This window comes from Nocardia sp. Marseille-Q1738 (assembly GCF_965283145.1).
In genome coordinates, this window is sequence record NZ_CBDIMS010000001.1 from 1 (window position 1) to 25,434 (window position 25,434).

The window sequence follows — 25,434 nt, forward strand, 5'->3', positions numbered from 1 at the left end:
CCAGCCGGAAAAATAGCTGACTTAAATACCCGACCCTCCACACGGGGGGTGAAGAGCCGGAACCAAAAATAATTGGCACTGACATTCATCGACACACTATTGAGTTCTCAAAGAACACACGCACACACCATCGCCCGGTTTGAGCCGTTTGATCGGTGAAGCAACTTTTCCAGCTTAGCTCAGCCTCGAACCCAGTTGCAAACAAGGTTCTCGTTCGAGCTAGTGTGATCGCCAGGCGCTCCTCGTCCTACCTCGTTTCCCTCGCCTCTCGCTCAGCGTTTCCGCTCAGCTCCTCGGCTCCGGGTCGGTGTCCGTGTCGCTCTGACTTGGACAAAGTTACGTGTCTGCGTGCACGATGTCAAATCCCCTGGTCAGGAAGCGTTTTCGCGGAAACGTTCAATCCGCGGCGCCGACGCGCACTACATCGCCCCCCAGTGCCTGCAACTGCTCGACGAAATTCGGATAACCGCGATCGATGTGGAAGACGTCGTGCACTTCGGTGGTCCCATCGGCGACCAAGCCGGCGAGGACCAATCCGGCACCCGCTCGAATATCGGACGACCACACGGGGGCACTCGACAACCTCGGAATACCGCGCACTACGGCGTGGTGCCCGTCGGTGCGGGCGTCGGCACCGAGCCGGATCATCTCCTCCACGAAACGGAACCGCGCTTCGAAGATGTTCTCGGTGATCATCGAGGTCCCGTCGGCGATGGACGCGAGCCCGATGGCCATCGGCTGCAGGTCGGTCGGGAAGCCGGGGAACGGCAGGGTCGAGAAGTTCACCGCGCGCGGGCGCTCGGCCTGCACCACACGGAAGCCGTCCTGCTCGAACGAGATCCGCGCACCCGCGGAACGCAACTTGTCCAGCACCAGGGACAGGTGCTTGGGGTTCACTCCGGTGACGCGGATGTCCCCCAGGGTCATCGCGGCGGCGATCCCCCAGGTCGCGGCCACGATGCGGTCACCGATGACGCGGTGTGTGGTGGGCGAGAGCCGCTCGACGCCCTGGATGGTGAGCACCGAGGTGCCCGCCCCGCTGATCCGCGCGCCCATCCGGACGAGCATGTTGCACAGGTCGACGATGTCCGGCTCGCGCGCGGCGTTGTCGATCACCGTCTCCCCCTCGGCGAGCACTGCCGCCATGAGGATGTTCTCGGTCGCGCCGACGGAAGGGAAGTCCAGACGGATCCGGGCGCCTTGCAACTCGTCCGCTCTCGCCACCACGCAGCCGTGCTCGATCTCGCTGGTCGCGCCGAGCAGACGCAGACCGGCTTGATGCATATCGAGCGGACGCGAGCCGATCGCGTCACCACCGGGCAGCGCGACGACCGCACGCTTGCACCGAGCCATCAGCGGACCGAGCACACACACCGACGCACGGAACTGGGTGACCGCGGGGAAGTCCGCGTGGTACTTCGGCTCGGCGGGCGTGGTGATCGTGACCACCCCGCCGTCGATGGTCACGTCACAGCCGAGGCCGCGCAGTACATCGGCCATCAGCGGCACATCGAGGATGTCCGGGCAGTTCGAGATCGTGGTGGTGCCCTCGGCCAGCAACGCAGCGGCCATCAGCTTGAGGACGCTGTTCTTGGCGCCCCCCACCGTGACCTCACCGACGAGTCTGTTTCCGCCGGTAACCAGAAACCGTTCCATGCCGCCTCTCCGCGTATTCGGCGCACTGTTGGTGCAAGGATAGTTGCGGCGGCCCACTACGGTGCCGCCTCTCCGCGACTCCCCTTCGCCTCTGGCCATCTTTGCCGTACGAGTGAGTGCCGCGAGCTGGGTTTGCGCGGCCGACGGCGTGGTCGGCGTCGTGGTCCCGGCATACCCGGTGGTTACTCGCGTACTCGCATGTTCTCGCCGACGCGATCAGTCGCTCGGCAGGTCCCCGCCGGGCTTCCACAGGATATCGCCGCCGGGATTGGCCACCCGGCTCAGGATGAACAGCAGGTCCGAGAGCCGATTGAGGTACTTGGCGGGCAGGACGTTGGTGTCCTCCGGATACGCCTCGATCGCGGCCCACGCGGAGCGTTCCGCGCGGCGGGCAACGGTGCGGGCGGTGTGCAGCAGGGCCGCCAGCGGCGTACCACCGGGCAGGATGAACGAGTTCAGAGCGGGCAGTTCGGCATTGAACTCATCGCACCACGCTTCGAGCCGGTCGACGTAGGGCTGGGTGACGCGCAGCGGCGGGTACTTCGGCTCCGCGACCACGGGTGTGGAGAGGTCGGCGCCGGCGTCGAACAGATCGTTCTGCACGTGCCGCAGCACCGCCAGCATCGTCTTCTCCGGCTGCCCGAGTGCGATCGCCACGCCGATGGCGGCGTTCGTCTCGTCGCAGTCGGCGTACGCGACCAGGCGCGGGTCGTTTTTGGCGACCCGGGAAAAGTCGCTCAGTCCCGTGGTCCCGTCATCGCCGGTCCGGGTATAGATCCGCGTCAAGTGCACACTCACAGCACAACCCTAATGGGCGCAGCCAGGCGAAGTCCGCCCCAGCCCGCGGTCAGGTCCAGCGAAGGCCTTGGGCAGCCGCTCATCTGTTTCGGTCTACAGGCCTGGCATCCGCCGAGTGCGGTCCGAAGGGCGGGACTCCACCCAGGAAAGAAAGGCGGTCAACGAGTCGCGGTCGAGTGCCAACTCGAAGCCGCCGGTCCGGTCCGACACCGCGATCACGGCGATGTCGTCGGTCATGATGTCGTATTCGTCACCGCGCGGGCCGCGGCGATCACCGATCTCGATGCCTTGGCGCCGAATCGTGGAATCCGGGCCCAGTTTGAGGCTGGTCAGCTTGAAGAAGACGAGCCGGTCCTCGTCGTACCGGATCAATCCGTGCCGCCAGCCCTGACCACCGCGGGCAGGGAGAACGCGCAGAATCGCGGCAGTTCCGCCGCGACGCAACATGATCAGGCGATAGGTCGAGGCCAGCGCGAGGAACACGAGCATGAGCACCAGAATGATCAGCAGAACCATCCCGGTTTGCAATGCCGTTCGTCCCTTCGCTCCGCCGCCGTGTCGTCGACACGGTATTTGATTGGCGGTGTTCGCAGGCTTCGTTGGTTACGCAGGCTTTCGCCTCCGAGCCTGATGCTCACACCGCGTGCGGTCATTCAACCACGGCCCTGAGTTTACAAATGGCCCGGCCGTGTCCGACTCGCCTGCAAAAGACGCTGTCGGCGGTGAAGAGTGTCTTCACCGCCGACAGCCGTCGTTCCTCGATGACAGGTTGTTGCTACGCGTTCGAGGTCTGCTCGACCGCGCGCACCCGGGCCTGAGCCGCCTTCTGCTGCTCTTCGCTGGCCTCCGAGTCGGCCAGGACCCGGCGGGCCGCCTCGACATCCACCTCGTCGGCGAACTCCGCCGATTCGGCCAGTACCCGAACCGAGTTCGCGGTCACCGAGAAGAAGCCACCGTGCACGGCGGCGACGATGCGCTCACCCTCGCTGGACACGATGTTCACGGTGCCGCCTTCGACCAGCTGGCCGAGCAGCGGCTCGTGCCCCGGCATGATGCCGATCTGGCCCTCGGTGGTCTGCGCGCTGACGAACGACGCCTGGCCGGACCAGAGCAGCCGTTCGACCGCGACGAGATCGACTGACATTTCCGCCATTGGTGACTACTACTTTCCGGCGATCTTCTTCGCGGCCGCCTCGACGTCGTCGAGACCACCGCAGCTGTTGAACGCCTGCTCCGGGAAGTGGTCGAACTCGCCCTTGCAGACCCGGTCGAAGTCGTCGATGGTCTGCTCCAGCGGCACGACCGAACCCACCTGGCCGGTGAACTTCTCGGCCACGATGAAGTTCTGGCCCAGGAACTTCTCCAGACGACGGGCGCGGCCGACGAGGACCTTGTCCTCTTCGGAGAGCTCGTCCATACCGAGGATGGCGATGATGTCCTGCAACTCCTTGTACTTCTGCAGGATCCGCTTCACCTCGTTGGCCACCGCGAAGTGCCGGTCACCGACGATCGAGGCCTCCAGGATGCGGGAGGTCGAGGTCAGCGGGTCGACGGCGGGGTAGATGCCCTTCTGCGAGATCGGGCGGGAGAGCTCGGTCGTCGCGTCCAAGTGGGCGAAGGTGGTGGCCGGCGCCGGGTCGGTGTAGTCGTCGGCAGGCACGTAGATGGCCTGCAGCGAGGTGATGGACCGACCGCGGGTCGAGGTGATGCGCTCCTGCAGCTCACCCATCTCGTCGGCCAGGGTCGGCTGGTAGCCGACGGCCGAAGGCATGCGGCCGAGCAGGGTGGAGACCTCGGAACCGGCCTGGGTGAACCGGAAGATGTTGTCGATGAACAGCAGCACGTCCTGGTGCTGCACGTCGCGGAAGTACTCGGCCATGGTCAGGGCCGAGAGGGCGACGCGCATACGGGTGCCCGGCGGCTCGTCCATCTGGCCGAAGACGAGGGCGGTGTCCTGGAGGACGCCCATCTCTTCCATCTCCAGGCGGAGGTCGGTGCCCTCACGGGTGCGCTCGCCGACGCCGGCGAACACGGAGGTACCGGAGAACTCCCGCGCGATACGGGTGATCATCTCCTGGATCAGAACGGTCTTGCCGACGCCGGCGCCACCGAACAGACCGATCTTGCCACCCTTCACGTACGGGGTGAGCAGGTCGATGACCTTGATACCCGTCTCCAGGATCTCGGTCTTGCCCTCGAGCTGGTCGAACGACGGCGGCTTGCGGTGGATGCCCCACTGCTCGCCGTCACGGCCGGTTCCGGGCGCGTCCAGGCAGTCGCCGAGCGCGTTGAAGACGTGGCCCTTGACCACGTCGCCGACTGGCACCGAGATCGGCTTGCCGGTGTCGGTGACGGTGGCGCCGCGGACCAGGCCGTCGGTCGGCTGCATCGAGATGGTGCGCACGATGTTGTCGCCGAGGTGCTGGGCGACCTCGAGGGTCAGGGTCTTGGCCACCGAGGTCAGGGCGATCTCGGCGTGCAGGGCGTTGAACAGTTCGGGGATGGCTCCGCGGGGGAATTCGACGTCCACGACGGGGCCGATGACCCGGACGACGCGGCCCGTGGCGGCGCCGGTCCGGCTCGTGTCTTCTCGAGTGACAGCTGCGGTCATTGGTGTTGGTTCTCTCCGTGTCGATGGGCGGCCCTCGGGCCGCGGCGCTTAGTCGCGGTCCGAGCTCGCCGCCAGCGCGTTCACGCCGCCGACGATTTCGCTGATTTCCTGCGTGATCTGGGCCTGACGGACCGAGTTCGCCTCGCGCTGAAGCACACTCGCGAGTTCGTTGGCGTTGTCGGTGGCGGCCTTCATTGCGGTGCGCCGAGCCGCGGACTCGGATGCCGCTGCCTCGAGCAACGACGCGTAGATACGCGTATTGATGTACTTCGGCAGCAGCGCCGCCAGCAGCACATCGGCGTCGGGCTCGAATTCGTACTGGGCGTGGACTTCCGCGGTCGGCGAATCCGACACGATGTCCTCGCCCAGGTCGAAGTTCTCGTCGACGAAGCTCACCTGGATGGGCGCAAGCCTGCGCACCTCCGGGGTCTGTGTCAGCATCGACACGAAGCGGGTGTAGACGATGTGCAGTTCATCCACACCGGCGATGTCGCCCGTCCCGTGCGGGTGCGGAACCTCGCCGTCGGACCCGGCCATGAACGCATCCACCAGATGGTGGCAGGCGGCCGAGGCATCGGTGTACTTCGGCTGCTGCGAGAACCCGGTCCAGGCGGAGACGAACGGACGGTTGCGGAAGGTGTAGTACGTCAGGCCCTTGTTGCCCATGACGTAGAGCACCGGCTCCTTGCCCTCGTCGCGCAGGGTGGTCATCAGCTCTTCGGCGCGCTTGAGCACGTTCGAGTTGTAGCCACCACACATACCGCTGTCACTGGTGATCACCAGCACCGCCGCACGACGCGGGTTGGGGCGCTCGGTCAGCAGCGGGTGCGACAGGTTCTTCGACGCGCTCGCCAGCTCGCTGAGGACCTTGGTGATCTCCTCGGCATACGGCTTCGCGGCCGCGACCCTGGCCTGGGCCTTGGAGATGCGCGAGGTCGCGATCAGCTCTTGAGCCTTGGTGATCTTCTTGATCGAATTCACACCACGAATGCGGGAGCGCAATTCACGCAAGCTTGCCATCAGCGGTTCACACTCCCTTCATTCGCACGAATCGAATAGCGCATGGCAGGCTCGATTACTTCTCGACGTGCTTGCGCGTCACCGACAGGGACTCGACCTCTTCATGGTCGAGCTCGCCCGCTTCGGCCTCGTTCACCACACGGCTGCCGTCGGAGGCGAGGAAGCCCTGCTTGAACTTGTCGGTGGCCGCCTTGATCGCCTCGGCCGCGTCGCCATCGAGCACCTTGCCGCCCGCGATGGCCTTGAAGGCATCCGCGGCGGTGCGGTGCAGATCCTCCAGCAGCTCCACGTTGAAGCGGCGGATGTCGGCGACCGGAACCGAGTCGTAGTAGCCGCCGTCGACCAGGTAGATCGAAACGATCTGGTCTTCGACCGACACCGGCGAGTACTGGTCCTGCTTGAGCAGCTCGACCCAGCGGGCACCGCGCTCGAGCTGCGCCAGCGACGCGGCGTCGAGGTCGGAGGCGAAGGCGGAGAACGCCTCCAGCTCGCGGTACTGCGCCATTTCCAGACGCAGCGAACCGGCGACCTTCTTCATGCCCTTGGTCTGGGCGGCGCCACCGACGCGGGAGACCGAGGTACCGACGTTGATCGCCGGGCGGACACCCTTGTTGAACAGGTCGGACTCGAGGAAGACCTGGCCGTCGGTGATGGAGATGACGTTGGTCGGAATGAACGCCGAGATGTCGTTGGCCTTGGTCTCGATGATCGGCAGACCGGTCATCGAGCCTGCGCCCATCTCGTCGGACAGCTTGGCGCAACGCTCCAGCAGACGGGAGTGCAGGTAGAAGACGTCACCGGGGTACGCCTCGCGGCCCGGCGGGCGACGCAGCAGCAGCGAGATGGCGCGGTAGGCCTCGGCCTGCTTGGTCAGGTCGTCGAACACGATCAGCACGTGCTTGCCCTGGTACATCCAGTGCTGGCCGATGGCCGAACCGGTGTAGGGCGCCAGCCACTTGAAGCCGGCGGAGTCGGAGGCCGGGGCCGCGACGATGGTGGTGTACTCCAGCGCGCCGTGCTGCTCCAGCGCGGTCTTGACGCCCGCGATGGTCGAACCCTTCTGGCCGATCGCGACGTAGATGCAGCGCACCTGCTTCTTGGGGTCGCCGGTCTCCCAGTTGGCCTTCTGCGCGAGGATCGCGTCGATGCAGACCGCGGTCTTGCCGGTCTTGCGGTCGCCGATGATCAGCTGGCGCTGGCCACGGCCGATCGCGGTCAGCGCGTCGATGGCGGTGATGCCGGTGGCCAGCGGCTCCTCGACCGGCTGGCGCTGCAGCACGGTCGCGGCCTGCAGCTCCAGCACGCGCTGCTCCTCGGACTCGATCTCGCCGAGACCGTCGATCGGCTGACCGAGCGGGTTCACCACGCGGCCGAGGAACTTGTCGCCGACCGGAACCGAGAGCACGTCACCGGTCCGGCGGACCTCGTGACCTTCCTGGATTTCGGCGAACTCGCCGAGGATGACCGCACCGATCTCACGGTCCTCGAGGTTGAGCGCCACGCCGAGCACGCCACCGGGGAACTCGAGCAGCTCGTTGGCCATCGCCGAAGGCAGGCCGCTGACGTGCGCGATGCCGTCGCTGGCGTCGGTGACCACGCCGACTTCTTCGATGGAGGTCTCGGGGGTGTAGCTCTGGGTGTAGCTCTCGATCGCGCTACGGATCTCGTCGGAGGAGATCGTCAGCTCCGCCATGTTCTTCCTGCTCTCGCTGTCTGGGTCTGGAATGTCGGGGGTGGTGGTGAGCGCGCTAGGTCAGGGCCCGGCGCAGCTTTTCCAGTCGGCCGAGGGCGCTGCCGTCGATCACGTCGTCACCGACGCGCACGACGAGCCCGCTCAGCAAACTCGGGTCGACCTGGACGTGCACCGTGATCGCCTTGCCGTAGATGCGGCCCAGCGAGCCGGCCAGCCGGTCACTCTGCTGCTCGGTGAGCGCGATCGCGGCGCGCACGTGCGCGACGATCTGCTCACGGCGACCCGCTGCCAAGTCGGACAGCTCGTCGAAGGCCGCGCCGATGCTCGTCCGCTGCCTGGCCACCACCTGCTCCGCCAGGGTCAGGGTGATCGGCTCGGTCTTGTCCGCGAGCAGGCGGGCGACCAACTCGCGCTTGGCCGAAGCCGGCTTCGCCCGATCCGACAGAGCCTGCTCCAGCTCGGGGTTGTCGGCGATGATCCGGCCGAGCCGGAACAGCTCGTCCTCGACCGCGTCGAGCCGGCCGCGCTGCGCCGCCGACTCCAGCAACGCCTCTTGGCCGAGCAGTACCAGGGTGTCGACCAGGTTCGAGGTGCGCGACCAGTTCTGGGCCACCGCGGTGGTCAGCACCGCCAGCGTGGCAGCGCTGACCTTGCCGCCGAAGACCCGCTCGCAGAGTTCCGCGCGCACGGAACCCGGCACCGACACGTCCGCGAGCGCCACACGCAGCGAACGCTGGTCGTCCAGCACGGCGACAACGGCGAACAGTTCCGAACCCGTCGTGGCCGCAGCCGTATCGCTTCCGGTCAGAGCGGCCCGAAGCGCCTCCCGGGACCGGGCGCTTGCCTCGCGGCTCGCTGCGTACATGCTTCTCACTTTCGCGTCGTTACCTTCCGACCCCGATGCCAGCGTCCGACTCGTCGAGCTCGTCGAGGAACCGCTCGATCGACGCCGCCTGCTTGGCCTCGTCCGACACCGACTGACCGATGATCTTCTCGGCCAGGTCGACGGCCGTGCGGCCGACTTCGGAGCGGAGCTCGGTGAGGATCTGCTGGCGCTGGGCTTCCAGCTGGGTGTGGCCTGCCGCGACGATGCGGTCGCTTTCGGCCTGGGCCTCTGCACGCATCTGGGCGAGGATTTCCTGGCCCTGGGTGCGCGCGTCCTCCCGGATGCGGGCGGCCTCGAGCCGGGCATCGGCCAGCTGCTGCTGGTACTGCTGCAGGGTGAGCTGAGCTTCCTCCTGCGCGGCTTCCGCGCGAGCGATGCCGCCTTCGATCTTGTCCGAACGCTCATCGAGCGTCTTCATCAGGCGCGGAACCACGTACTTGTAGAACAGGGCCGCGATGATGATGACGCAGACGATCGACCAGACGATGTCGTACGTTTCGGGGACGAGAGGATTCACTTCCTCTCCCTCCGCCGCCGCGAGCAAAACTGACTCGTACATCGGAATCAGAAAATGAAGCCGGCGACGAGACCGATGAGGGCGAGCGCCTCGGTGAACGCGATACCGAGGAACATGTTGGTGCGGATGGTGCCCTGCAGCTCAGGCTGGCGCGCGATGCCCTCGATGGCCTTGCCGACGACGATGCCGACGCCGATGCCGGGGCCGATCGCGGCGAGACCGTAGCCGATGGCACCGAAACCCTTGAAGGTGCTCTCGGTCGTCGCGGCTTCCTGGGCCAGGTAAGCGAGGCTCATGAGTCTTCCATTCCCTTTCTGTTGCTCACCCGCCGGTCGGCGTGGTGTAGCAGGTTTCCGGTAGTTGTGTCGGTCGGGTCAGTGATCGGCCGCGTGCTGCGCGAGCCCGATGTAAACGGCGGTCAGCAGCGCAAACACATAGGCCTGCAGGAAGATGACCAACATCTCGAACAGCGTGAATCCGAGTCCCGCGATCAGCGAGAACGGCGAGAACACCTTCATCCATGCGGTGGCGTCGAACAGGAAGAACCAGGTGGCGCTGAAGAACAGCACCAACATGATGTGACCGGCCAGCATGTTGGCCATGAGTCGGACGGTCAGCGTGAACGGACGCAGGATGAAGGTGGAGACGAACTCGATCGGAATCAGCAGCACGTGCAGTGCGGGGGGAACATTCGGAACGACGATGCTGCTGCGCATGTAGGTGAGGAATCCGTACTTCTTGATACCGACGTAGTTGAACGCCAGGTACGCGATGACGGCCAGCGTCAGCGGCATGCCGATGCGAGCATTCGACGAGATGTTCAACCCCGGAATGATGCCGGAGAAGTTCAGAAAGAGGACCGTGAAGAAGATCGTCGCGATCAACGGGAAGAATCTGCGTCCCGATTCCTTGCCCAGCACCTCTTCGCAGATCTGCTCCTTGACGAAGACCAGGCCGATTTCGGCGACATTCTGCAGACCGCGCGGCACGATCTTCGGCGAACGGAACGCCAGCAGCATCACGCCGACCAGAACGGCCGACATCAGCAGGCGGATCAGCATCAATCGATCGAGTTCGAACGGCGTTCCCTCGAACAGCACAGCTGGAGGGAAGAAATCGGTAAGCGACGGCGCATGGAACTCGGCCGCCAGAGTGGTGACGCTCAGCGTTCTCTCCCGTGTTCGGGCCGCGGGTACGGTCATTCCCGCGGTTCGATCGGACATTGACGATCAATTTGGTCGACTCAGGTCGGCTCGAAGTTCGTCAGCAGCTGTGCGGCGGTTTGGACTCCACCCGGCGTCTGTACGTGTGTCGGCGACATCGTCGACATGCAGAACCGGAACACCCCTCGGAGCCCGGCACGGCAGTAAGCATAGCGGCCTATGTGGGAGATCCAGCGGGTGACCCCTCACTTGGTCGCTTGCTTACCAACACTTTACCAAGTGATCTACGACAGCATGTAGGGGGTGTGCGTTTTTTGTTACTCGCGGGTATCAGACGCTTCCGTGTCGGTGGTCGTCACGTACGGAACCTTCTGGCGCAGAACGCCGTACGTCTCGGCGCCGAGCACGATGACCAAGGCTCCGACGACGGTGAGGAACAGGACGACCCGGTCGTAGAAATCGAACTGGTTGAGGATCGCTATGACGACCAACGCCACCAGCATCTTGCCCACCCAGCTCACCAGCATGACCAGACCGGCGGTGGTCGGCGGCAGTTTCGCGCCGAACAGCACGACGGCCGCGGTGGTGAGAATGAAGCCCCCGCCGATCGCGGCGCCCAGCAGCGCGCCCCACACGCCCGGCATTCCCGAGACGGCGGCGCCCAGCCCGACCGCGAGGACCACCAGCACGCCCAAGCCGATCAGGCCGTAGCGCAGAGCGGACCGCAGCGGAGCGTCGGGGCCGGGGACAGGTTCGATCACAGCCGCCGACTTTACCCCGACGCCGATCCGTCCCCCGCCGGGTCCCTACGCCGCAGCCCCGGAATCGCGGTGATCACCAACGCGAAAACCAACCCGCCCGCCATCATCAGGACAACCAGCCTGCGGTCCATCAGCGAGGTGCCCACCGCACCGAACGCGAGCACACCGACCCACAAATAGATGAGCAGCACCACGCGCCGGTGGGAATGACCGATCTGCAGCAAGCGATGATGCAAGTGCATTTTGTCCGGCGTCGAGAAACTCACGCCCGCGCGAACCCGGCGCACGATGGCGAGCAACAGGTCCAGCACCGGAATGAACATCACCGCGCCGACCAGCAACAGCGGGGAAAGCAGACCCACGATGTCGCGCGGCCCATACCCCTGCAACGGGATTCGACCGGATGCACCGGTGGACACCGCCGCCAGCATCAATCCGATCAGCATCGAGCCGGAGTCGCCCATGAATATGCGCGCGGGCTGGAAATTGTGCGGCAGGAATCCGAGGCATCCGCCCGCCAGCGCGGCGGCGAGCAGCGCGGGCGGGTAGGTATCGACCGAGCCGCCCTGCTCGTTCATCAACCCCACGCAGAACACGAAAACGGCCAGCGCGGCGATCAGGCCCAGGCCCGCGGCGAGACCGTCCAGACCGTCGACGAAGTTCATGGCGTTGACCAGGGTGACGGTGACCGCGACCGTGACCAAGCCGCCTTGCAACCCGTCCAGCACCACCGTGGTGTTGCTGAACGGGTTGTAGATGACGTACCAGCCCAGCCCCATGACGGCCATCACGCCCGCCGCCGTCACCTGTCCGGCGAACTTCGTGAGCGCGTCGAGTCCCCACCGGTCGTCGACGATGCCGACCGCGACGATGAGCGTGCTCGCCACCAGCACGGCGATCGGGATATTGGGTTTGTAGTCGAATCCGCTCCGCAGCGCGGGCAGCTGGTGCGCGAACAGCACCGCGGTGACCACGCCGATGTACATGCCGACGCCGCCCATCCGCGGAATCGGCTTGACGTGCACGTCCCGATCGCGCGGCACGGCGACCGCGCCGAAGCCGATCGCCAGCACGCGCACCCCGCCGGTGGCCAGGAAGGTCACCACCGCGGAGATGAGCAGCACGACGAGCAGCTCCCGCAGGGGAACGACAGCACTCGAACCCATCATCCGAGCCGCTGCGCGGCGCCACCGAGCGCCTCCGGCGACATGCCGAGCACCTCGGCGATGTCGGCGACGGGCACCGCGCCGGCGCGCAGGATGCGCGGTTGGTCGGCGGTCAGGTCGACGATGGTGGAGGCGACGGCGTGCTCGGCGGGACCCCCGTCGAGATACACGCCGACCAGCTCGCCGAGCTGATCCTTGGCCTCGGCCGCGGTCTTGGCCGGTGGCTGTCCGGACACGTTGGCGCTGGACACCGCCAGCGGGCCGACCTCACGCAACAACTCGAGCGCGACCGGGTGCAGCGGCATCCGCAGCATCACCGTCCCGCGCGTGTCACCGAGATCCCAGGCCAGCGAAGGCGCTTGCTGCACAACCAGACTCAGGGCACCGGGCCAGAACGCCCGGATCAGTTCGCGCGCTTGCGGCCGCACCGAGAACACCAGGCCGTCGATGGTGTGCCAGGATCCGACGAGCACCGGCACCGGCATGTCCCTGCCCCGGCGCTTGGCCGCGAGCAACGAGCTCACCGCGGTGGAATCGAACGCGTCGGCGGCCAAGCCGTACAGGGTGTCGGTGGGCAGCACGACCAGCCGTCCGGATTTCAGGGCGCTGGTGGCTGCGGACAGTCCGGCGGCACGCGAGTCGGGATCCGCGCAGTCGTAGACGGTACTCACCCGACCATCCTGTCACGCTGTACCGCCTCTCCGCGTATTCAGGCTCCCCCGCCTCTCCGAATCCTCAGGCCGTACCAGTCGGGTGACGCGCGATTTGCGTTCAGGTCCTGCGTCGGGTGCCACTCGAGTTTTGGGCGTGCCCGACGAGTTACCCATGTACTCGCGAGATCAGTTGTCACGTTCTCAGCGGCGTTTGTGCCGCTTCGACGGCTGCCAGGTCCGAATCACGCCTGAGCTGCACACCGCGGTGTTGAACGCACACTTCTACCAGGGGCGAGCGGGTTGATGGTGCACGGTTCCGAGAGCGGCTAGCTGGTGAGCACTCTTGCCGCTTGAACTTCACGTCCTGATAGAAGACATCACCCGCCTGATCGACTGGGTGCGGCACCTGGCGAACGGGGTCGGGGGTCAAGTGCGAGTGGCGGCGACGAAGCGTGGTTTCCCTGCAAGGTCGGGGTGTTCGACGATGTCGGTGAATTCCCCGTGCTCTGCCAGCAGTGCGGCCAGGGCGGAACCGTTGGTGTCGTCGTGTTCGATGGCGACGCCGCCGCCTGGGCGCAGCAGGCGGGTGATGTTCGGGATCATGCCGCGGATGACCGACAAACCGTCCGGGCCGCCGAACAGGGCGATCGGCGGGTCGTGCTCGGCCACCTCGGGGTCGAGGCGGGCGCCCTCCGGGATGTAGGGCGGGTTGGAGACCACGACGTCCACGCGGCCGTCGAGGTTGGTGAGCAACGTGGGGTCGGTGGCGTCGTCGGCGTAGAGCGTGATCGGTGTGTCACCCGCCGCGATGCGGTCGTCGGCGTTGCGGCGCGCCCAGACCAGCGCCGCGGGATCGAGCTCGATCGCGTGCACGTCGGCGTCGGGGCGAGCGTGCGCGATGGCGAGGGCCAGCGCGCCCGATCCGGTGCACAGGTCGACGACGATCGGGGCGTGATCGTGCGGCAGGGCCTCCAGCTGCGCCAGGGCCCACGCGAACAGCAGCTCGGTCTCCGGGCGCGGCACGAAGACGCCTGGTCCCACCGCGAGATCGAGCGCACCCATCACGGCCGTTCCGGTCAAGTGCTGCAACGGAATCCGCTGGGCACGGCGATCGACCAGCTCGCGGTACTCGGCCAGCTTGCCGGGCGGCACGAGCGGGGTCAGTGCGAGCCTGGTGCGTTCCACGCCGAGAACGTGCGCCGCCAAATGCTCGGCGTCGGCCCGCGGACTGTGTACCCCGGCCGTCCGCAACGTCTCGATGGCGTCGTTGATGGCGGGGCGCAGCGCTACTCGGGTGGTGGACATGGCACTGACTCTGCCCGAAACGCGATCATTCCGCGGCCATACGCGCTTCGCGATCCGCCTTGCCCAGGGCATCCAGCAGCGCGTCGAGATCGCCGTCGAGCACGGCGTCGAGGTTGTGTGCCTTGAAGCCGATGCGATGGTCGGTGATCCGGTTCTCCGGGAAGTTGTAGGTGCGAATCCGCTCGGAGCGGTCCACGGTGCGGATCTGGCTCGCCCGGCCCGCGGCCGCCTCCTGGTCGGCCTGCTCCTCGGCCAGCGCTTGCAACCGGGCCGCGAGCACCTGCATGGCGCGGGCCTTGTTCTGCAACTGGGACCGCTCGTTCTGGCAGGTGACCACGATGCCGGAGGGCAGATGGGTGATGCGTACCGCGGAGTCGGTGGTGTTGACGCCCTGACCGCCCTTGCCGGAGGAGCGATAGACGTCGATCCGCAGATCGGACTCGTCGATCTGCACCTCTTCGATTTCGTCGGGCTCCGGGTAGATCAGCACGCCCGCCGCCGACGTGTGGATGCGTCCCTGCGATTCGGTCACCGGGACGCGCTGCACCCGGTGCACACCGCCTTCGAACTTGAATCGCGACCACACGCCGTCGCGCGCGGCGTCCCGGCTCTTGATCGACAACGTGGCCTCTTTGTAGCCGCCCAGATCCGACAGCGTGGCGTCGAGAATCTCGACCTTCCAGCCGTGGCGCTCGGCGTAGCGCACGTACATGCGGGCCAAGTCGGCGGCGAACAAGGCGGACTCCTCGCCGCCCTCCCCGGACTTCACCTCGAGCACGACGTCGTCGCCGTCGTGCGGGTCGCGCGGGGCCAGCAGGTCGGCGAGGGCCTGTTCCAGTTCCTGGACCTGTTGTTCCAGGCCGGGGATCTCGGCGGCGAAGGCGGCATCGTCGGCGGCGAGTTCCTCGGCGGCGGACAGATCGTCGCGCGCCGCCTCCAGCTTGCGGTACGTGGCCATGACCGGAGCCAGCTCGGCGAACCGCTTGCCGACCCGGCGCGCGGCGCCCGCATCGTTGTGCAGCGACGGATCGGCCAGCTGCGTCTCCAAGCCGGCGTACTCGGCCAGAACGTCATCGATGGCGGACGGTTGCGTCACGGTGCTTCCTTCTCCTGGTACCTGTCCATACAAAAACACCGACGCCCGGCCTGCGCAGCAGGACCGGGCGTCGGCGAGGAAGCTACTTGGCGTCGGCCTTCTTGCCGGCACGCTTGCCGTAGCGGGCCTCGAAGCGGGCCACGCGGCCACCGGTGTCGAGGATCTTCTGCTTGCCGGTGTAGAACGGGTGGCACTGCGAGCAGACCTCGACGGTGATGTGCCCCGACTCCTTGGTGCTGCGAGTCTGGAAGGTGTTGCCGCAACCACAGACGACCGTGGTGTCGACATACGCCGGGTGAATTCCTGCCTTCATGGATGTCCTCTCGAGATGTGGCCGCCGGGTCGCCGACGCGAATTCGCGACGAGCGTGAACCGGAACCGACTAGGCGGGAGGTCTGCTCACGTGAGCAGACGCAACGACCGTTCAGTATGCCAGAACTGCCGTTACGCTCCCAAAACGCCCCTGGCGAGTGGTTTGTTCCCGCCCTGGGTATTCCCCCCGATCGTTTGCGCCCCTGAAAATTCGGGCGCGCGAATCCTCGCCGCCTTCGAGACGCTGAAGTCGGGTAGTCCGCTACTCAGGAATGCGAACAGATCCGTTCATAGAGTTGCAGACCTGGTGCACATCGCCGTTCGGCGGCAGGAAGGAGACCCGCGTGGCAATCCGGATCGCGTCCGCGATTTTCGTTCTCCTGATCCTCACCGCGGCCGTCGGCTGGTGCGCACTCCCCGAAACCACGAACTATCCTGCCCCCGCGAACGCCGTGTACGTCCGGACCGCCACGCCGGGTCCCGGAGACGCGACCTGCGCGCTCATCCTCGGTTTCCTGATCAGCGGCGCGGCCGTGATCGGCCTGGCCTTCTTCGCCCCGGGAACGCCGAAAGGGTCCCGCACGGGCGGGACCCTTTCGGCCGTTGCCATGGCGACAACTCGGTTCTACGCGCTACTCGTCCAGCGCGCCCGGCGCGGTCTTGCTCACCTGCATGAGGAACTCGAGGTTGTTCTTGGACTTCTTCAGACGGTCGATCAGCAGATCGATCGCCTGGTGCGAGTCAAGGCCGGACAGTACGCGGCGCAGCTTGTGCAGTACCGCCGCCTCGTCGGGGCTGAGCAGTAGCTCGTCCTTGCGGGTACCGGACGGGTTGACGTCCACCGCGGGGAACACCCGCCGCTCCGCGATCTTGCGGTCCAACTTGAGTTCGGCGTTACCGGTGCCTTTGAACTCCTCGAAGATCACCGTGTCACCGGTCGAACCGGTCTCCACCATCGCGGTGGCGATGATGGTGAGCGATCCGCCGTTCTCGATGTTGCGCGCCGCGCCGAGGAACCGCTTGGGCGGGTACAGCGCGGTGGAATCGACACCACCGGAAAGGATCCGGCCCGAGGCGGGTGAGGAGTTGTTGTACGCGCGGCCGAGCCGGGTGATCGAGTCCAGCAGCACGACGACGTCCTTGCCCATCTCCACCAAACGCTTGGCGCGCTCGATGGCGAGTTCGGCGACCGAGGTGTGGTCCGACGGCGGACGGTCGAAGGTCGAGGAGATGACCTCACCGCGCACCGAACGCTGCATGTCGGTGACCTCTTCGGGACGCTCGTCGACCAGCACCACCATCAGGTAGCACTCCGGGTTGTTGGTCGCGATCGCGTTCGCCAGATCCTGCAGGATCGTGGTCTTACCGGCCTTCGGCGGCGATACGATCAGCGCGCGCTGCCCCTTGCCGATCGGCATGATCAAGTCGATGACCCGGGTGGTCAGCTTGTTCGGCTGGGTCTCCAGCCGCAACCGCTGGTTCGGGTACAGCGGGGTGAGCTTGCCGAACTCGGGGCGGCGCTTCGCGGCCTCGACCTCACCGCCGTTGACCGTGTCCAGCCGCACCAGCGGATCGAACTTCTGGCGCTGGTTGGCCTGTTCGCCGTCACGCGGGGCGCGCACGGCGCCGGTGATCGCGTCACCGCGGCGCAGACCGTTCTTGCGAACCAGGTTCATCGAGACGTAGACGTCGTTCGGCCCGGCCAGGTAGCCGGAGGTGCGCACGAAGGCGTAGTTGTCCAGCACGTCGAGGATGCCCGCGACCGGCTGGAGCACGTCGTCCTCGCGGATCTCCAGCTCGCGCGTCTCGCCGCCACCGCTCTCGCGGTCGCGACCACGACGACGCTCCCGGAAGCGGCGTCCGCGCCGACCGCGACCGCCTTCCTCATCGTCACCGCCGCGGCCCGCCGCGCTGCCGTTCTGGCTCTGGCCCTGGCCGCGCTCGCCTTGGCCACGCTCGCCGCGCTCGCCCTGGCCACGCTCGCCCTGGCCACGCTCGCCCTGGCCACGCTCGCCGCGCTCCCGGCGACGCTCGCCGCCCTGTTCGGCGTCCTGCCTCGCCTCGTCACCACGCGTTTCGCCGGGCGCGCTCTCGCCGCCGGATCGCGCCTGGTCACGACCGCGCCGCTGCCGACCGCGGCCACGCTGGCCACTCTCGCGGCCGGACTCCTCGGTGGTTTCGGTCGCGGAGGCGGGCGCAGAGTCGGCCGCGGGCGCGGAATCGGCGTGCGCGGTCTTCGCCGGGGCGGGAGCCTCGGTGGCCGGGGCCGAAGCCGCGGGCGTCACGTCGAGGGTCGCCTGCTCGGCCTTCGCCGGCGCCGACGCGACCGGAGCCGATGCGGGCGCGGAATCGGCCGCGGAATCGGCCTTCGCCGGGGCATCGGACTTGGCGGTCACCGCGGACTTCGCCTCGCCTTTGGCGGGCTTTTCCACCTTCGCCGGTTTCCCGGCGGACTGATTTTCCTTGATGGCGGCGATCAGATCGCCCTTGCGCATTCCGGAGGTACCTCGGATTCCGAGTTCCCCCGCGAGGGCGCGCAACTGCGGCAACAACATTCCAGTCAGCCCCGATCGTGCGACGTCGGTGTGTTCGCTCATCTTCGAAATCTGTCCGGATTCACTTTCGCGGTCGCCCGTCGGGTTCGATTCCACGCCGGGTGTCGCGAGCAGGTCCGTATCTGTCACGGAAATCCTTTCCTTCCCTCGATCGCCGTGTGCTGTTTCGAGGGTTCGTCCCGCAGCCCGGGCATTCTGCCGGACTGGGATGCGTCCGTCCGGGCGCTATGTGCCGTATCACCTGCCCCGCCGGACCGGCGGCTTCTCCACCATTGGCGAAAGGTGGGGAGTGATCATTCCAGTTGCGCAGCTACGCAGCACCCCCATGGCCTGGAGGCTCGAGCCTGGAGCCTGCTGGAGCGATTGCCCTGATGAAGCACCGGCGTCTGATGCGCACGATGTACGGACTTGCCCAGGATAGCTGCCCATTGCGAATCTCGGCAAGGCAGACTCGCCGTCAGTCGACCTGGACGCCTTCGGCGAGTCCAGGCTCCACCACACGCAGGCCGTCGGTGGCCGCGAGTTCGCGGAGTTCCGCGGGGAATTCGCTGGTACTCAAGGCCAGGATGGTCGGTCCGGCGCCGGAGACGGTGGCCGCGATCCCCGCCGCCCGCAGACGCGCGATCCAGGATGTGGTCAGCGGTAGCGCGGGGGCACGCTGGGGCTGGTGCAGGCGGTCCGCGGTAGCCGGCATCAACAGGTCGGGGCGCTGGGTCAGCGCGACCACCGCGAGCGCGGCGCGGCTGACATTGAAGGCGGCGTCGCCGTGCGGCACGACCTCGGGCAGCAGGCCGCGGGTGTGCGCGGTGGACGAGCGCTCCTCGGGAATCAGCACGACCGGTCGCAGCGCGGGATGCGCCTCGAGCCGCACCGCGCGGTAGACGCGACCGTGGTACTCCGTCTCGGGCGTGACATCGCGGCCCGCGTCGGCGGCGAGCTCGGTCTCGGCCTCGGTCCACGAGACCACGATTCCGCCGAGCACGCTGGCCGCCGCGTTGTCCGGGTGACCTTCGAATTCCGAGGCCAGCTGGACCAATTGATCGGCCGGCGTGGCCAGCGCCGGGTCCAGCTTCGCCGCGAGGGCACAGCCGGCGGCCAGTCCACCGACCACCGCGGAAGCCGACGAGCCGAGCCCGCGCGCATGCGGAATCACGTTGCGGCACACCACATCGAGCCCGTCGGCCCACACGCCCGCCGATTCCAGGCCGCGCTCGATCGCGCGGACCACGAGATGCGAAGGGCCCCAAGGCACATCGTCGGCGCCCTCACCCTCGACCCGGATGGTGAGTCCGGAATCGGTGGTGCGCACTTCGATCTCGTCATAAAGACCCAATGCCATTCCGAGCGAGTCGAACCCTGGCCCGAGGTTCGCGGTCGACGCGGGTACCCGCGCGGTCACGGTGAGGCCAGCGGGCAGCGTCGCGCTCACACCCGCGCCTCGCCCGGCTCCGGCATGCGCGGTGCGCGCTGTGTCGATGATTCGCTCGCTACCGCTCATGAGCTGGCTGTCGCGCGAACTCAACTCAGGCCAGCTCGAGTTCGGCGGCGACCGCGACCGGGTCGACCGGAATCGCCTGGACCTGCGGCATCCCCGACAGCGCCGTGTCGGGATCCTTGAGGCCGTTACCGGTGACGGTGCACACCACGGTGAGCCCGGCATCCAGCCAGCCTTCCTTGCGCGCGGCGAGCACACCGGCGACGCTGGCGGCCGACGCGGGCTCGACGAACACGCCTTCGGTGGCCGCGACCAGGTGATATGCCTCGAGGATCGCCTCGTCGGTGGCGGCGCGGAACACTCCGCCGGACTGTTCCTTGGCCTCGACGGCACCGTTCCACGAGGCCGGCGCGCCGATCCGGATGGCGGTCGCGATGGTCTCCGGGTCCTTCACCGGCGCCCCGTTGACCAGCGGCGCCGCGCCCGCGGCCTGCACGCCGAGCATGCGCGGCAGCTGACCGGTGACACCGTCGGCGTAGTACTCGCGGTAGCCGCGCCAGTAGGCAGTGATGTTGCCTGCGTTGCCGACCGGAAGCGCGTGCACGTCCGGCGCCTTGCCGAGCACGTCGCAGATCTCGAAGGCCGCGGTCTTCTGCCCCTCGATGCGCGCGGGGTTCACCGAGTTCACCAGGCCGATGCTGGGGAAATCGGCGGTGACCTTGCGGGCGAGCTCCAGGCAGTCGTCGAAATTGCCCTGCACCTGGATGATCTTCGCGCCGAGCATGACCGCTTGGGCCAGCTTGCCCATCGCGATCTTGCCCTGCGGGATCAGCACCGCGCAGCTCATGCCGGCGCGGGTGGCGTACGCCGCGGCGGATGCCGAGGTATTGCCGGTGGACGCGCACAGCACCGCTTTCTGGCCGCGGTACTTGGCGTCGGTCATCGCCATGGTCATACCGCGGTCCTTGAACGACCCGGTCGGGTTCAGGCCCTCGACCTTCAGGTACACCTCGCACCCGGTCAGCTCGGACAGGTGCGGCGCGGGCACCAGCGGCGTTCCGCCCTCGTAGAGCGTGACCGGCTCCCAGTCGGCTGCGCCCGCGAGCCGATCGCGGTAAGCCGCGATCAGGCCCGGCCAGCGGGAGTGCACTCCTGCCTGGGGTGCGACGCCAGTCGTACGCCCACCCGGCGACACTGTGGTCATTCTTCGGTGCCTTCCAATCTCAGAACGCTGGTCACGGATGTGACGGATGCCATTTCCGCCAGTGCGGCGACGGTGTCCGCGAGCGCCGACTCCGTTGCGTGGTGGGTCACCACGACCAGGCGCGCACCCGAGCCGTGCCCTTCTTGACGGACGGTCGAGATGCTCACCTCGTGCTTGGCGAATTCGCCCGCCACTTTTTCCAAGACCCCAGGACGGTCCTCGACCTGCAGGTTCACGTGATAGCGGGTGGGCGTATCGCCGATCGGCGCGATCGGTAGCTCAGCATAAACCGATTCGCCGGGAGCGCGACCCCCGTAGAACTTGTTGCGTGCCGCCATCACCAGATCGCCGAGTACCGCGGAGGCGGTGGGAGCACCGCCTGCGCCCTGCCCGTAGAACATCAGCCGCCCGGCGTTCTCCGCCTCGACGACGACCGCGTTGAAGGCGCCGGTCACCGCGGCCAGCGGATGCTTGCGCGGGATGAGCGCCGGGTAGACGCGCACCGAGACGCGCTCCTTGCCGCCCTCGTCCGGGCCGGGCTCGCCGGGGCCCGCGTCCACGCGCTCGCAGATGGCCAGCAGCTTGACGGTGCAATCCAGCGCCGAGGCGGTCTCCAGATCCTCCGCGGAGATCCGCGAGATGCCCTCGCGATACACGTCGGCGGCGGTGACCCTGGTGTGGAACGCCAGCGAGGCGAGGATCGCGGCCTTGGCCGCGGCGTCGTAGCCCTCCACGTCGGCGGTCGGGTCGGCCTCCGCGTACCCGAGCCGGGTGGCCTCGGCCAGCGTGGCCGAGTAGTCGGCGCCGGTCTCGTCCATCGCGGAGAGGATGAAGTTGGTGGTGCCGTTGACGATGCCGACCACCCGGTTCACCCGGTCCCCGGCCAGGGACTGGATCAGCGGGCGCACCACCGGGATGGCGCCCGCGACAGCGGCCTCGAAGTACAGGTCGGCGCGGTTGCGTTCGGCGGCCGCGGCGAGTTCGCCGGTGTAGTCGGCCAGCAGCGCCTTGTTCGCGGTCACCACGGATTTGCCCGCGTTCAGCGCGGCCAGGATCAGCCGGCGCGGCGGATCAATGCCGCCGATCACCTCGACGACCAGATCGACATCCTCGCGGGCGACGAGAGCGTCGGCGTCGGTGGTCAGCAGGTCCGCCGGAATGCCGCGGTCGGTGCCGAGGCTGCGCACGGCCACGCCGCGTAGCACCACCGGGGCGCCGACGCGGGCACGCAGGTCCTCGGTGTGCTCGCGCAGGATGCGCACGACCTCGGTGCCGACATTGCCCATGCCGAGGACCGCGACCCCGATCGGGCGATCGGTGCCCCAGACGCCGTTCTTCGCGTTCGCCGTCACGCTTCCACCTCCAGGCTGAGCAGGTCCGCCACCGTCTCCCGGCGCAGGATCAGACGCGGCTGTCCGTCCCGCACCGCGACGACCGCGGGGCGGGTCAACTGGTTGTACCGGCTGGACATCGAATAGCAGTACGCGCCGGTGGCGGCGACGGCGACCAGGTCACCGGGACCGACATCGGCGGGCAGCCAGGTATCGCGAATGACGATATCGCCACTCTCGCAATGCTTTCCGACTACACGCGCGACCACCGGCCCGGCCTGCGACGAGCGCGAGACCAGACGGCAGTCGTAGTCGGCCTGATACAGCGCGGGACGGATGTTGTCGCTCATGCCGCCGTCGACGCTGACGTAGCGCCTGCGCAGGCCGCCGTCCAGCGAGACGTCCTTGATGGTGCCCACCTCGTACAGCGTCACCGTGCCGGGGCCCGCGATGGCGCGGCCCGGCTCCACCGCGATCACCGGCACGGGCAGGCCCGCGCGTTCGGCCTCGGCGGCGACCAGCTCACGCAGCTTCGCGGCGAACTCGTCCAGCGGCGGCGGGTCGTCCGACGGCAGATACGAAATACCAAGTCCGCCACCGAGATCCAGCGTGGAGATCTGGGCGGTGCGCTCGATGCCGAACTTGTCGATGGCCTCGCGCAGCAGGCCGAGCATGCGCCGCGCGGCGATCTCGAATCCGTCGATCTCGAAGATCTGCGAGCCGATGTGACTGTGCAGGCCGACCAGACGCAGGTTGTCGGCGTCGAAGACGCGCGCCAGCGCCTCCATGGCGTCGCCGCCCGCGATCGAGAAACCGAACTTCTGGTCCTCGTGCGCGGTCGAGATGTATTCGTGGGTATGGGCTTCCACGCCGACCGTGACCCGGACCAGCACGTCCTGCACCACGCCGGCGAGGCCGGCGACGGCTTCCAGGCGCTCGATCTCGATCAGCGAGTCGACCACGATGTGGCCGACGCCGGCGGACACCGCTGCCTCCAGCTCGGCTACCGATTTGTTGTTGCCGTGCAACGCGATTCGCTCGGCCGGGAAACCCGCGTGCAACGCCACGGCGAGTTCGCCGCCGGAGCACACGTCCAGCGACAGGTCCTCGTCCCGGATCCAGCGCGCGATCTCACCGCACAGGAACGCCTTGGACGCGTAGTGGACGCGTGCGTTCGCCCCGAAGGCGCGGACCATGTCGCGGCAGCGGGAACGGAAGTCGTCCTCGTCGACCACGAACAGCGGAGTGCCGAACCGAGCGGCCAGCTCGTCCACCGGCACGCCGGCCAGCCGGACCACGCCGTCGGCGTCGCGAACGGCGTTGCGCGGCCAGACGTTCGCGGGCAGATCGATCATCTGTTCCGGGTCGCTCGGACGTTCCGGCAGATTGGGCGCATGCGGGATCTCGGCGTGCCGGGGCCCGGCGGGGTGCGCACTCATGCTTGCGCCTCGCTGCCGCTCGGCTCCGGCATGACCGCGCAGGCGGCTGTGTCGATGGCTCGCTCGCTCAATGAAGTTTCCTTCCTCACTCTGGTCCGGTGCGCGGTCACATGCGCTCCGGCGCACTGACGCCGAGCAGGCCGAGGCCGTTGGCCAGGACCTGACGCGTGGCGTTGACCAGGGCAAGGCGGGCGGCGTTCGTCGGCGAGACGGGCTCGTCGCCCAGCGGCAGGACGCGCAGGTTCTTGTTGGTCTGGAAACGGTGGTAGGCGCCGGCCATCTCCTCCAGATAGCGGGCCACCCGGTGCGGTTCCCGCAGGCTCGCCGCGCTGGCCACGACGCGCGGGTACTCACCCAGGGTGCGGATCAGCTCGCCTTCCTCGTCGGCCGACAGCAGTGCGAGATCCGGGGTGACGGAGTCGTACTCGAACTCGGCGGCGTTCCGCGCGATGGAGGCGGTGCGCGCGTGCGCGTATTGCACGTAGTAGACCGGGTTCTCGTTGCTCTGGCTGGCCCACAGATTCAAGTCGATGTCGATGCTCGAGTTCACCGACGAGCGCACCAGCGAGTACCGCGCCGCGTCCACCCCGATCGCCTCGACCAGGTCGTCGAGCGTCACCACGGTGCCTGCGCGCTTGCTCATCCGCACCGCGACGCCGTCGCGCAGCAGGTTCACCATCTGCCCGATCAGCACCTCGACGGTGGCCGGGTCGTCGCCGAACGCGGCCGCCGCGGCCTTCAGCCTGCCGATGTAGCCGTGATGGTCGGCGCCGAGCATGTAGATGCACAGATCGAAGCCGCGCGAGCGCTTGTTCTGGAAATAGGCGATGTCACCGGCGATGTAGGCGGCCTTGCCGTCGCTCTTGATGACCACCCGGTCCTGGTCGTCCCCGTATTCGGAGCTGGCGATCCACCAGGCGCCGTCCTTCTCGTACAGGTCGCCGGAGCTCTTCAGCTTCTCCACCGCCTGCTCGACCGCGCCGGAGGCGAACAGCGAGCTCTCGTTGAAGTAGACGTCGAAGTCGGTGCCGAACTCGTGCAGCGACTCCTTGATGTGCGCGAACATCAGCTCGACGCCCTCGGCGCGGAACAGTTCCAGGCGCTCGGCCTCCGGCTTGCTCAGCGCGTCGGGGTGCGCGGTCACGATCTTGTCGGCGATTTCGGCGATATAGGCGCCCGCGTATCCGTTGTCCGGGGTCGGCGCGCCCGTCGCGGCCGCGACCAGCGAGGCGGCGAACCGATCGATCTGCGCGCCGTGGTCGTTGAAGTAGTACTCGCGCACCACGTCGGCGCCCTGCGCGGCCAGGATGCGGCCGAGCGCGTCGCCTACCGAGGCCCAGCGGGTGCCGCCGAGATGCACCGGGCCGGTGGGGTTGGCCGAGACGAATTCGAGGTTGATCCGGGTGCCCTTCAGCGTGTCCGCGGTGCCGTACGCGGCGCCGGCGGCGAGCACCCGCTCGATGATCGCGCCCTGCGCGGAGGCGGCGAGGCGGATGTTCAGGAAGCCGGGCCCGGCGACCTCGGCGGCGGCGACGCCGTCCGCGTCGGCCAGCGCGTCGGCCAGCCAGGTCGCCAGCTCGCGCGGCTTGGTTCCGGCGCGCTTGGCCACCTGCATCGCGACATTCGTGGCATAGTCGCCGTGTTCCGGGTTACGGGGACGCTCCACGATGACCTCGTCGGGCAGGACCGCAGGGTCCAGTCCACGTTCGACAAGCACCTTCGCCGCGGTGGCGCGAAGGAGATCTGCAAGGTCAGCTGGAGTCACGAGTCTCTATCCTATGGTCTTGGCGGGTGTACACCACGGGGTGGGCACTGCGCAGCCAGCGGATCCAC

At 67.5% G+C, this 25,434-nt stretch carries 23 protein-coding genes; all 23 read right to left on the minus strand.

Going from position 1 to position 25,434, the window contains the following annotated elements; all coding sequences use genetic code 11:
• Window positions 1–396 precede the first annotated feature (396 nt).
• Window positions 397–1,656, minus strand: a complete 1,260-nt coding sequence (gene murA, locus ACWPXK_RS00005) for a UDP-N-acetylglucosamine 1-carboxyvinyltransferase (RefSeq protein ID WP_454193956.1) — start codon at window positions 1,654–1,656, stop codon at window positions 397–399.
• A 216-nt stretch (window positions 1,657–1,872) separates the two neighbouring features.
• Window positions 1,873–2,454 carry a cob(I)yrinic acid a,c-diamide adenosyltransferase gene (locus ACWPXK_RS00010; protein WP_454193957.1) on the minus strand — a complete coding sequence of 194 codons (582 nt, stop codon included), beginning with the start codon at window positions 2,452–2,454 and terminating at the stop codon, window positions 1,873–1,875.
• A gap of 93 nt (window positions 2,455–2,547) precedes the next feature.
• The gene (locus ACWPXK_RS00015; protein ID WP_040775004.1) at window positions 2,548–2,970 is read right to left on the minus strand and encodes a DUF2550 domain-containing protein; all 423 of its coding nucleotides are present in this window, start codon (window positions 2,968–2,970) and stop codon (window positions 2,548–2,550) included.
• A gap of 259 nt (window positions 2,971–3,229) precedes the next feature.
• The gene (locus ACWPXK_RS00020; RefSeq protein WP_454193958.1) at window positions 3,230–3,607 is read right to left on the minus strand and encodes a F0F1 ATP synthase subunit epsilon; all 378 of its coding nucleotides are present in this window, start codon (window positions 3,605–3,607) and stop codon (window positions 3,230–3,232) included.
• A 9-nt stretch (window positions 3,608–3,616) separates the two neighbouring features.
• A complete protein-coding gene (gene atpD, locus ACWPXK_RS00025; protein WP_454193959.1) occupies window positions 3,617–5,065 on the minus strand; it encodes a F0F1 ATP synthase subunit beta in 1,449 nt (482 codons plus the stop codon).
• A 48-nt stretch (window positions 5,066–5,113) separates the two neighbouring features.
• A complete protein-coding gene (locus ACWPXK_RS00030; protein WP_454193960.1) occupies window positions 5,114–6,085 on the minus strand; it encodes a F0F1 ATP synthase subunit gamma in 972 nt (323 codons plus the stop codon).
• Between the two features lie 55 nt (window positions 6,086–6,140).
• Window positions 6,141–7,778 carry a F0F1 ATP synthase subunit alpha gene (atpA, locus tag ACWPXK_RS00035; RefSeq protein ID WP_454193961.1) on the minus strand — a complete coding sequence of 546 codons (1,638 nt, stop codon included), beginning with the start codon at window positions 7,776–7,778 and terminating at the stop codon, window positions 6,141–6,143.
• A gap of 55 nt (window positions 7,779–7,833) precedes the next feature.
• Complete coding sequence (locus ACWPXK_RS00040; RefSeq protein WP_454193962.1) at window positions 7,834–8,643, minus strand: F0F1 ATP synthase subunit delta; 810 nt, start codon at window positions 8,641–8,643, stop codon at window positions 7,834–7,836.
• 19 nt (window positions 8,644–8,662) lie between these two features.
• On the minus strand, window positions 8,663–9,223 hold the full coding sequence (locus ACWPXK_RS00045) for a F0F1 ATP synthase subunit B (protein WP_454193963.1): 561 nt from the start codon (window positions 9,221–9,223) through the stop codon (window positions 8,663–8,665).
• A 5-nt stretch (window positions 9,224–9,228) separates the two neighbouring features.
• A complete protein-coding gene (locus ACWPXK_RS00050) occupies window positions 9,229–9,477 on the minus strand; it encodes an ATP synthase F0 subunit C (protein ID WP_454193964.1) in 249 nt (82 codons plus the stop codon).
• A gap of 78 nt (window positions 9,478–9,555) precedes the next feature.
• Window positions 9,556–10,404 carry a F0F1 ATP synthase subunit A gene (gene atpB, locus ACWPXK_RS00055; protein WP_454193965.1) on the minus strand — a complete coding sequence of 283 codons (849 nt, stop codon included), beginning with the start codon at window positions 10,402–10,404 and terminating at the stop codon, window positions 9,556–9,558.
• 257 nt (window positions 10,405–10,661) lie between these two features.
• Window positions 10,662–11,105, minus strand: a complete 444-nt coding sequence (locus ACWPXK_RS00060) for a hypothetical protein (protein ID WP_364337385.1) — start codon at window positions 11,103–11,105, stop codon at window positions 10,662–10,664.
• An 11-nt stretch (window positions 11,106–11,116) separates the two neighbouring features.
• The gene (locus tag ACWPXK_RS00065; protein WP_364337383.1) at window positions 11,117–12,274 is read right to left on the minus strand and encodes a glycosyltransferase family 4 protein; all 1,158 of its coding nucleotides are present in this window, start codon (window positions 12,272–12,274) and stop codon (window positions 11,117–11,119) included.
• Window positions 12,271–12,942 (minus strand): L-threonylcarbamoyladenylate synthase, encoded by a 672-nt coding sequence (locus tag ACWPXK_RS00070; protein WP_454193966.1) that lies wholly within the window; start codon window positions 12,940–12,942, stop codon window positions 12,271–12,273. The genes ACWPXK_RS00065 and ACWPXK_RS00070 overlap by 4 nt, the downstream gene beginning before the upstream one ends.
• Before the next feature lie 408 nt (window positions 12,943–13,350).
• Window positions 13,351–14,229 (minus strand): peptide chain release factor N(5)-glutamine methyltransferase, encoded by an 879-nt coding sequence (gene prmC, locus ACWPXK_RS00075; protein WP_454193967.1) that lies wholly within the window; start codon window positions 14,227–14,229, stop codon window positions 13,351–13,353.
• A gap of 25 nt (window positions 14,230–14,254) precedes the next feature.
• On the minus strand, window positions 14,255–15,325 hold the full coding sequence (gene prfA, locus ACWPXK_RS00080; RefSeq protein ID WP_454193968.1) for a peptide chain release factor 1: 1,071 nt from the start codon (window positions 15,323–15,325) through the stop codon (window positions 14,255–14,257).
• 82 nt (window positions 15,326–15,407) lie between these two features.
• Window positions 15,408–15,638: a 50S ribosomal protein L31 gene (rpmE, locus tag ACWPXK_RS00085; RefSeq protein WP_011207583.1), complete on the minus strand. Its 231-nt coding sequence runs from the start codon at window positions 15,636–15,638 to the stop codon at window positions 15,408–15,410.
• 631 nt (window positions 15,639–16,269) lie between these two features.
• A complete protein-coding gene (gene rho / locus ACWPXK_RS00090) occupies window positions 16,270–18,321 on the minus strand; it encodes a transcription termination factor Rho (RefSeq protein ID WP_454193969.1) in 2,052 nt (683 codons plus the stop codon).
• A gap of 328 nt (window positions 18,322–18,649) precedes the next feature.
• Complete coding sequence (gene thrB, locus ACWPXK_RS00095; protein ID WP_454195378.1) at window positions 18,650–19,621, minus strand: homoserine kinase; 972 nt, start codon at window positions 19,619–19,621, stop codon at window positions 18,650–18,652.
• A 94-nt stretch (window positions 19,622–19,715) separates the two neighbouring features.
• The gene (gene thrC / locus ACWPXK_RS00100) at window positions 19,716–20,831 is read right to left on the minus strand and encodes a threonine synthase (RefSeq protein WP_454193970.1); all 1,116 of its coding nucleotides are present in this window, start codon (window positions 20,829–20,831) and stop codon (window positions 19,716–19,718) included.
• On the minus strand, window positions 20,828–22,183 hold the full coding sequence (locus ACWPXK_RS00105) for a homoserine dehydrogenase (RefSeq protein ID WP_454193971.1): 1,356 nt from the start codon (window positions 22,181–22,183) through the stop codon (window positions 20,828–20,830). Before ACWPXK_RS00105 ends, thrC begins: the two co-directional genes overlap by 4 nt.
• Window positions 22,180–23,601, minus strand: a complete 1,422-nt coding sequence (gene lysA / locus ACWPXK_RS00110; RefSeq protein ID WP_454193972.1) for a diaminopimelate decarboxylase — start codon at window positions 23,599–23,601, stop codon at window positions 22,180–22,182. Before lysA ends, ACWPXK_RS00105 begins: the two co-directional genes overlap by 4 nt.
• Window positions 23,602–23,707: 106 nt before the next feature.
• Complete coding sequence (argS, locus tag ACWPXK_RS00115; protein WP_454193973.1) at window positions 23,708–25,366, minus strand: arginine--tRNA ligase; 1,659 nt, start codon at window positions 25,364–25,366, stop codon at window positions 23,708–23,710.
• Between the last annotated feature and the right edge of the window lie 68 nt (window positions 25,367–25,434).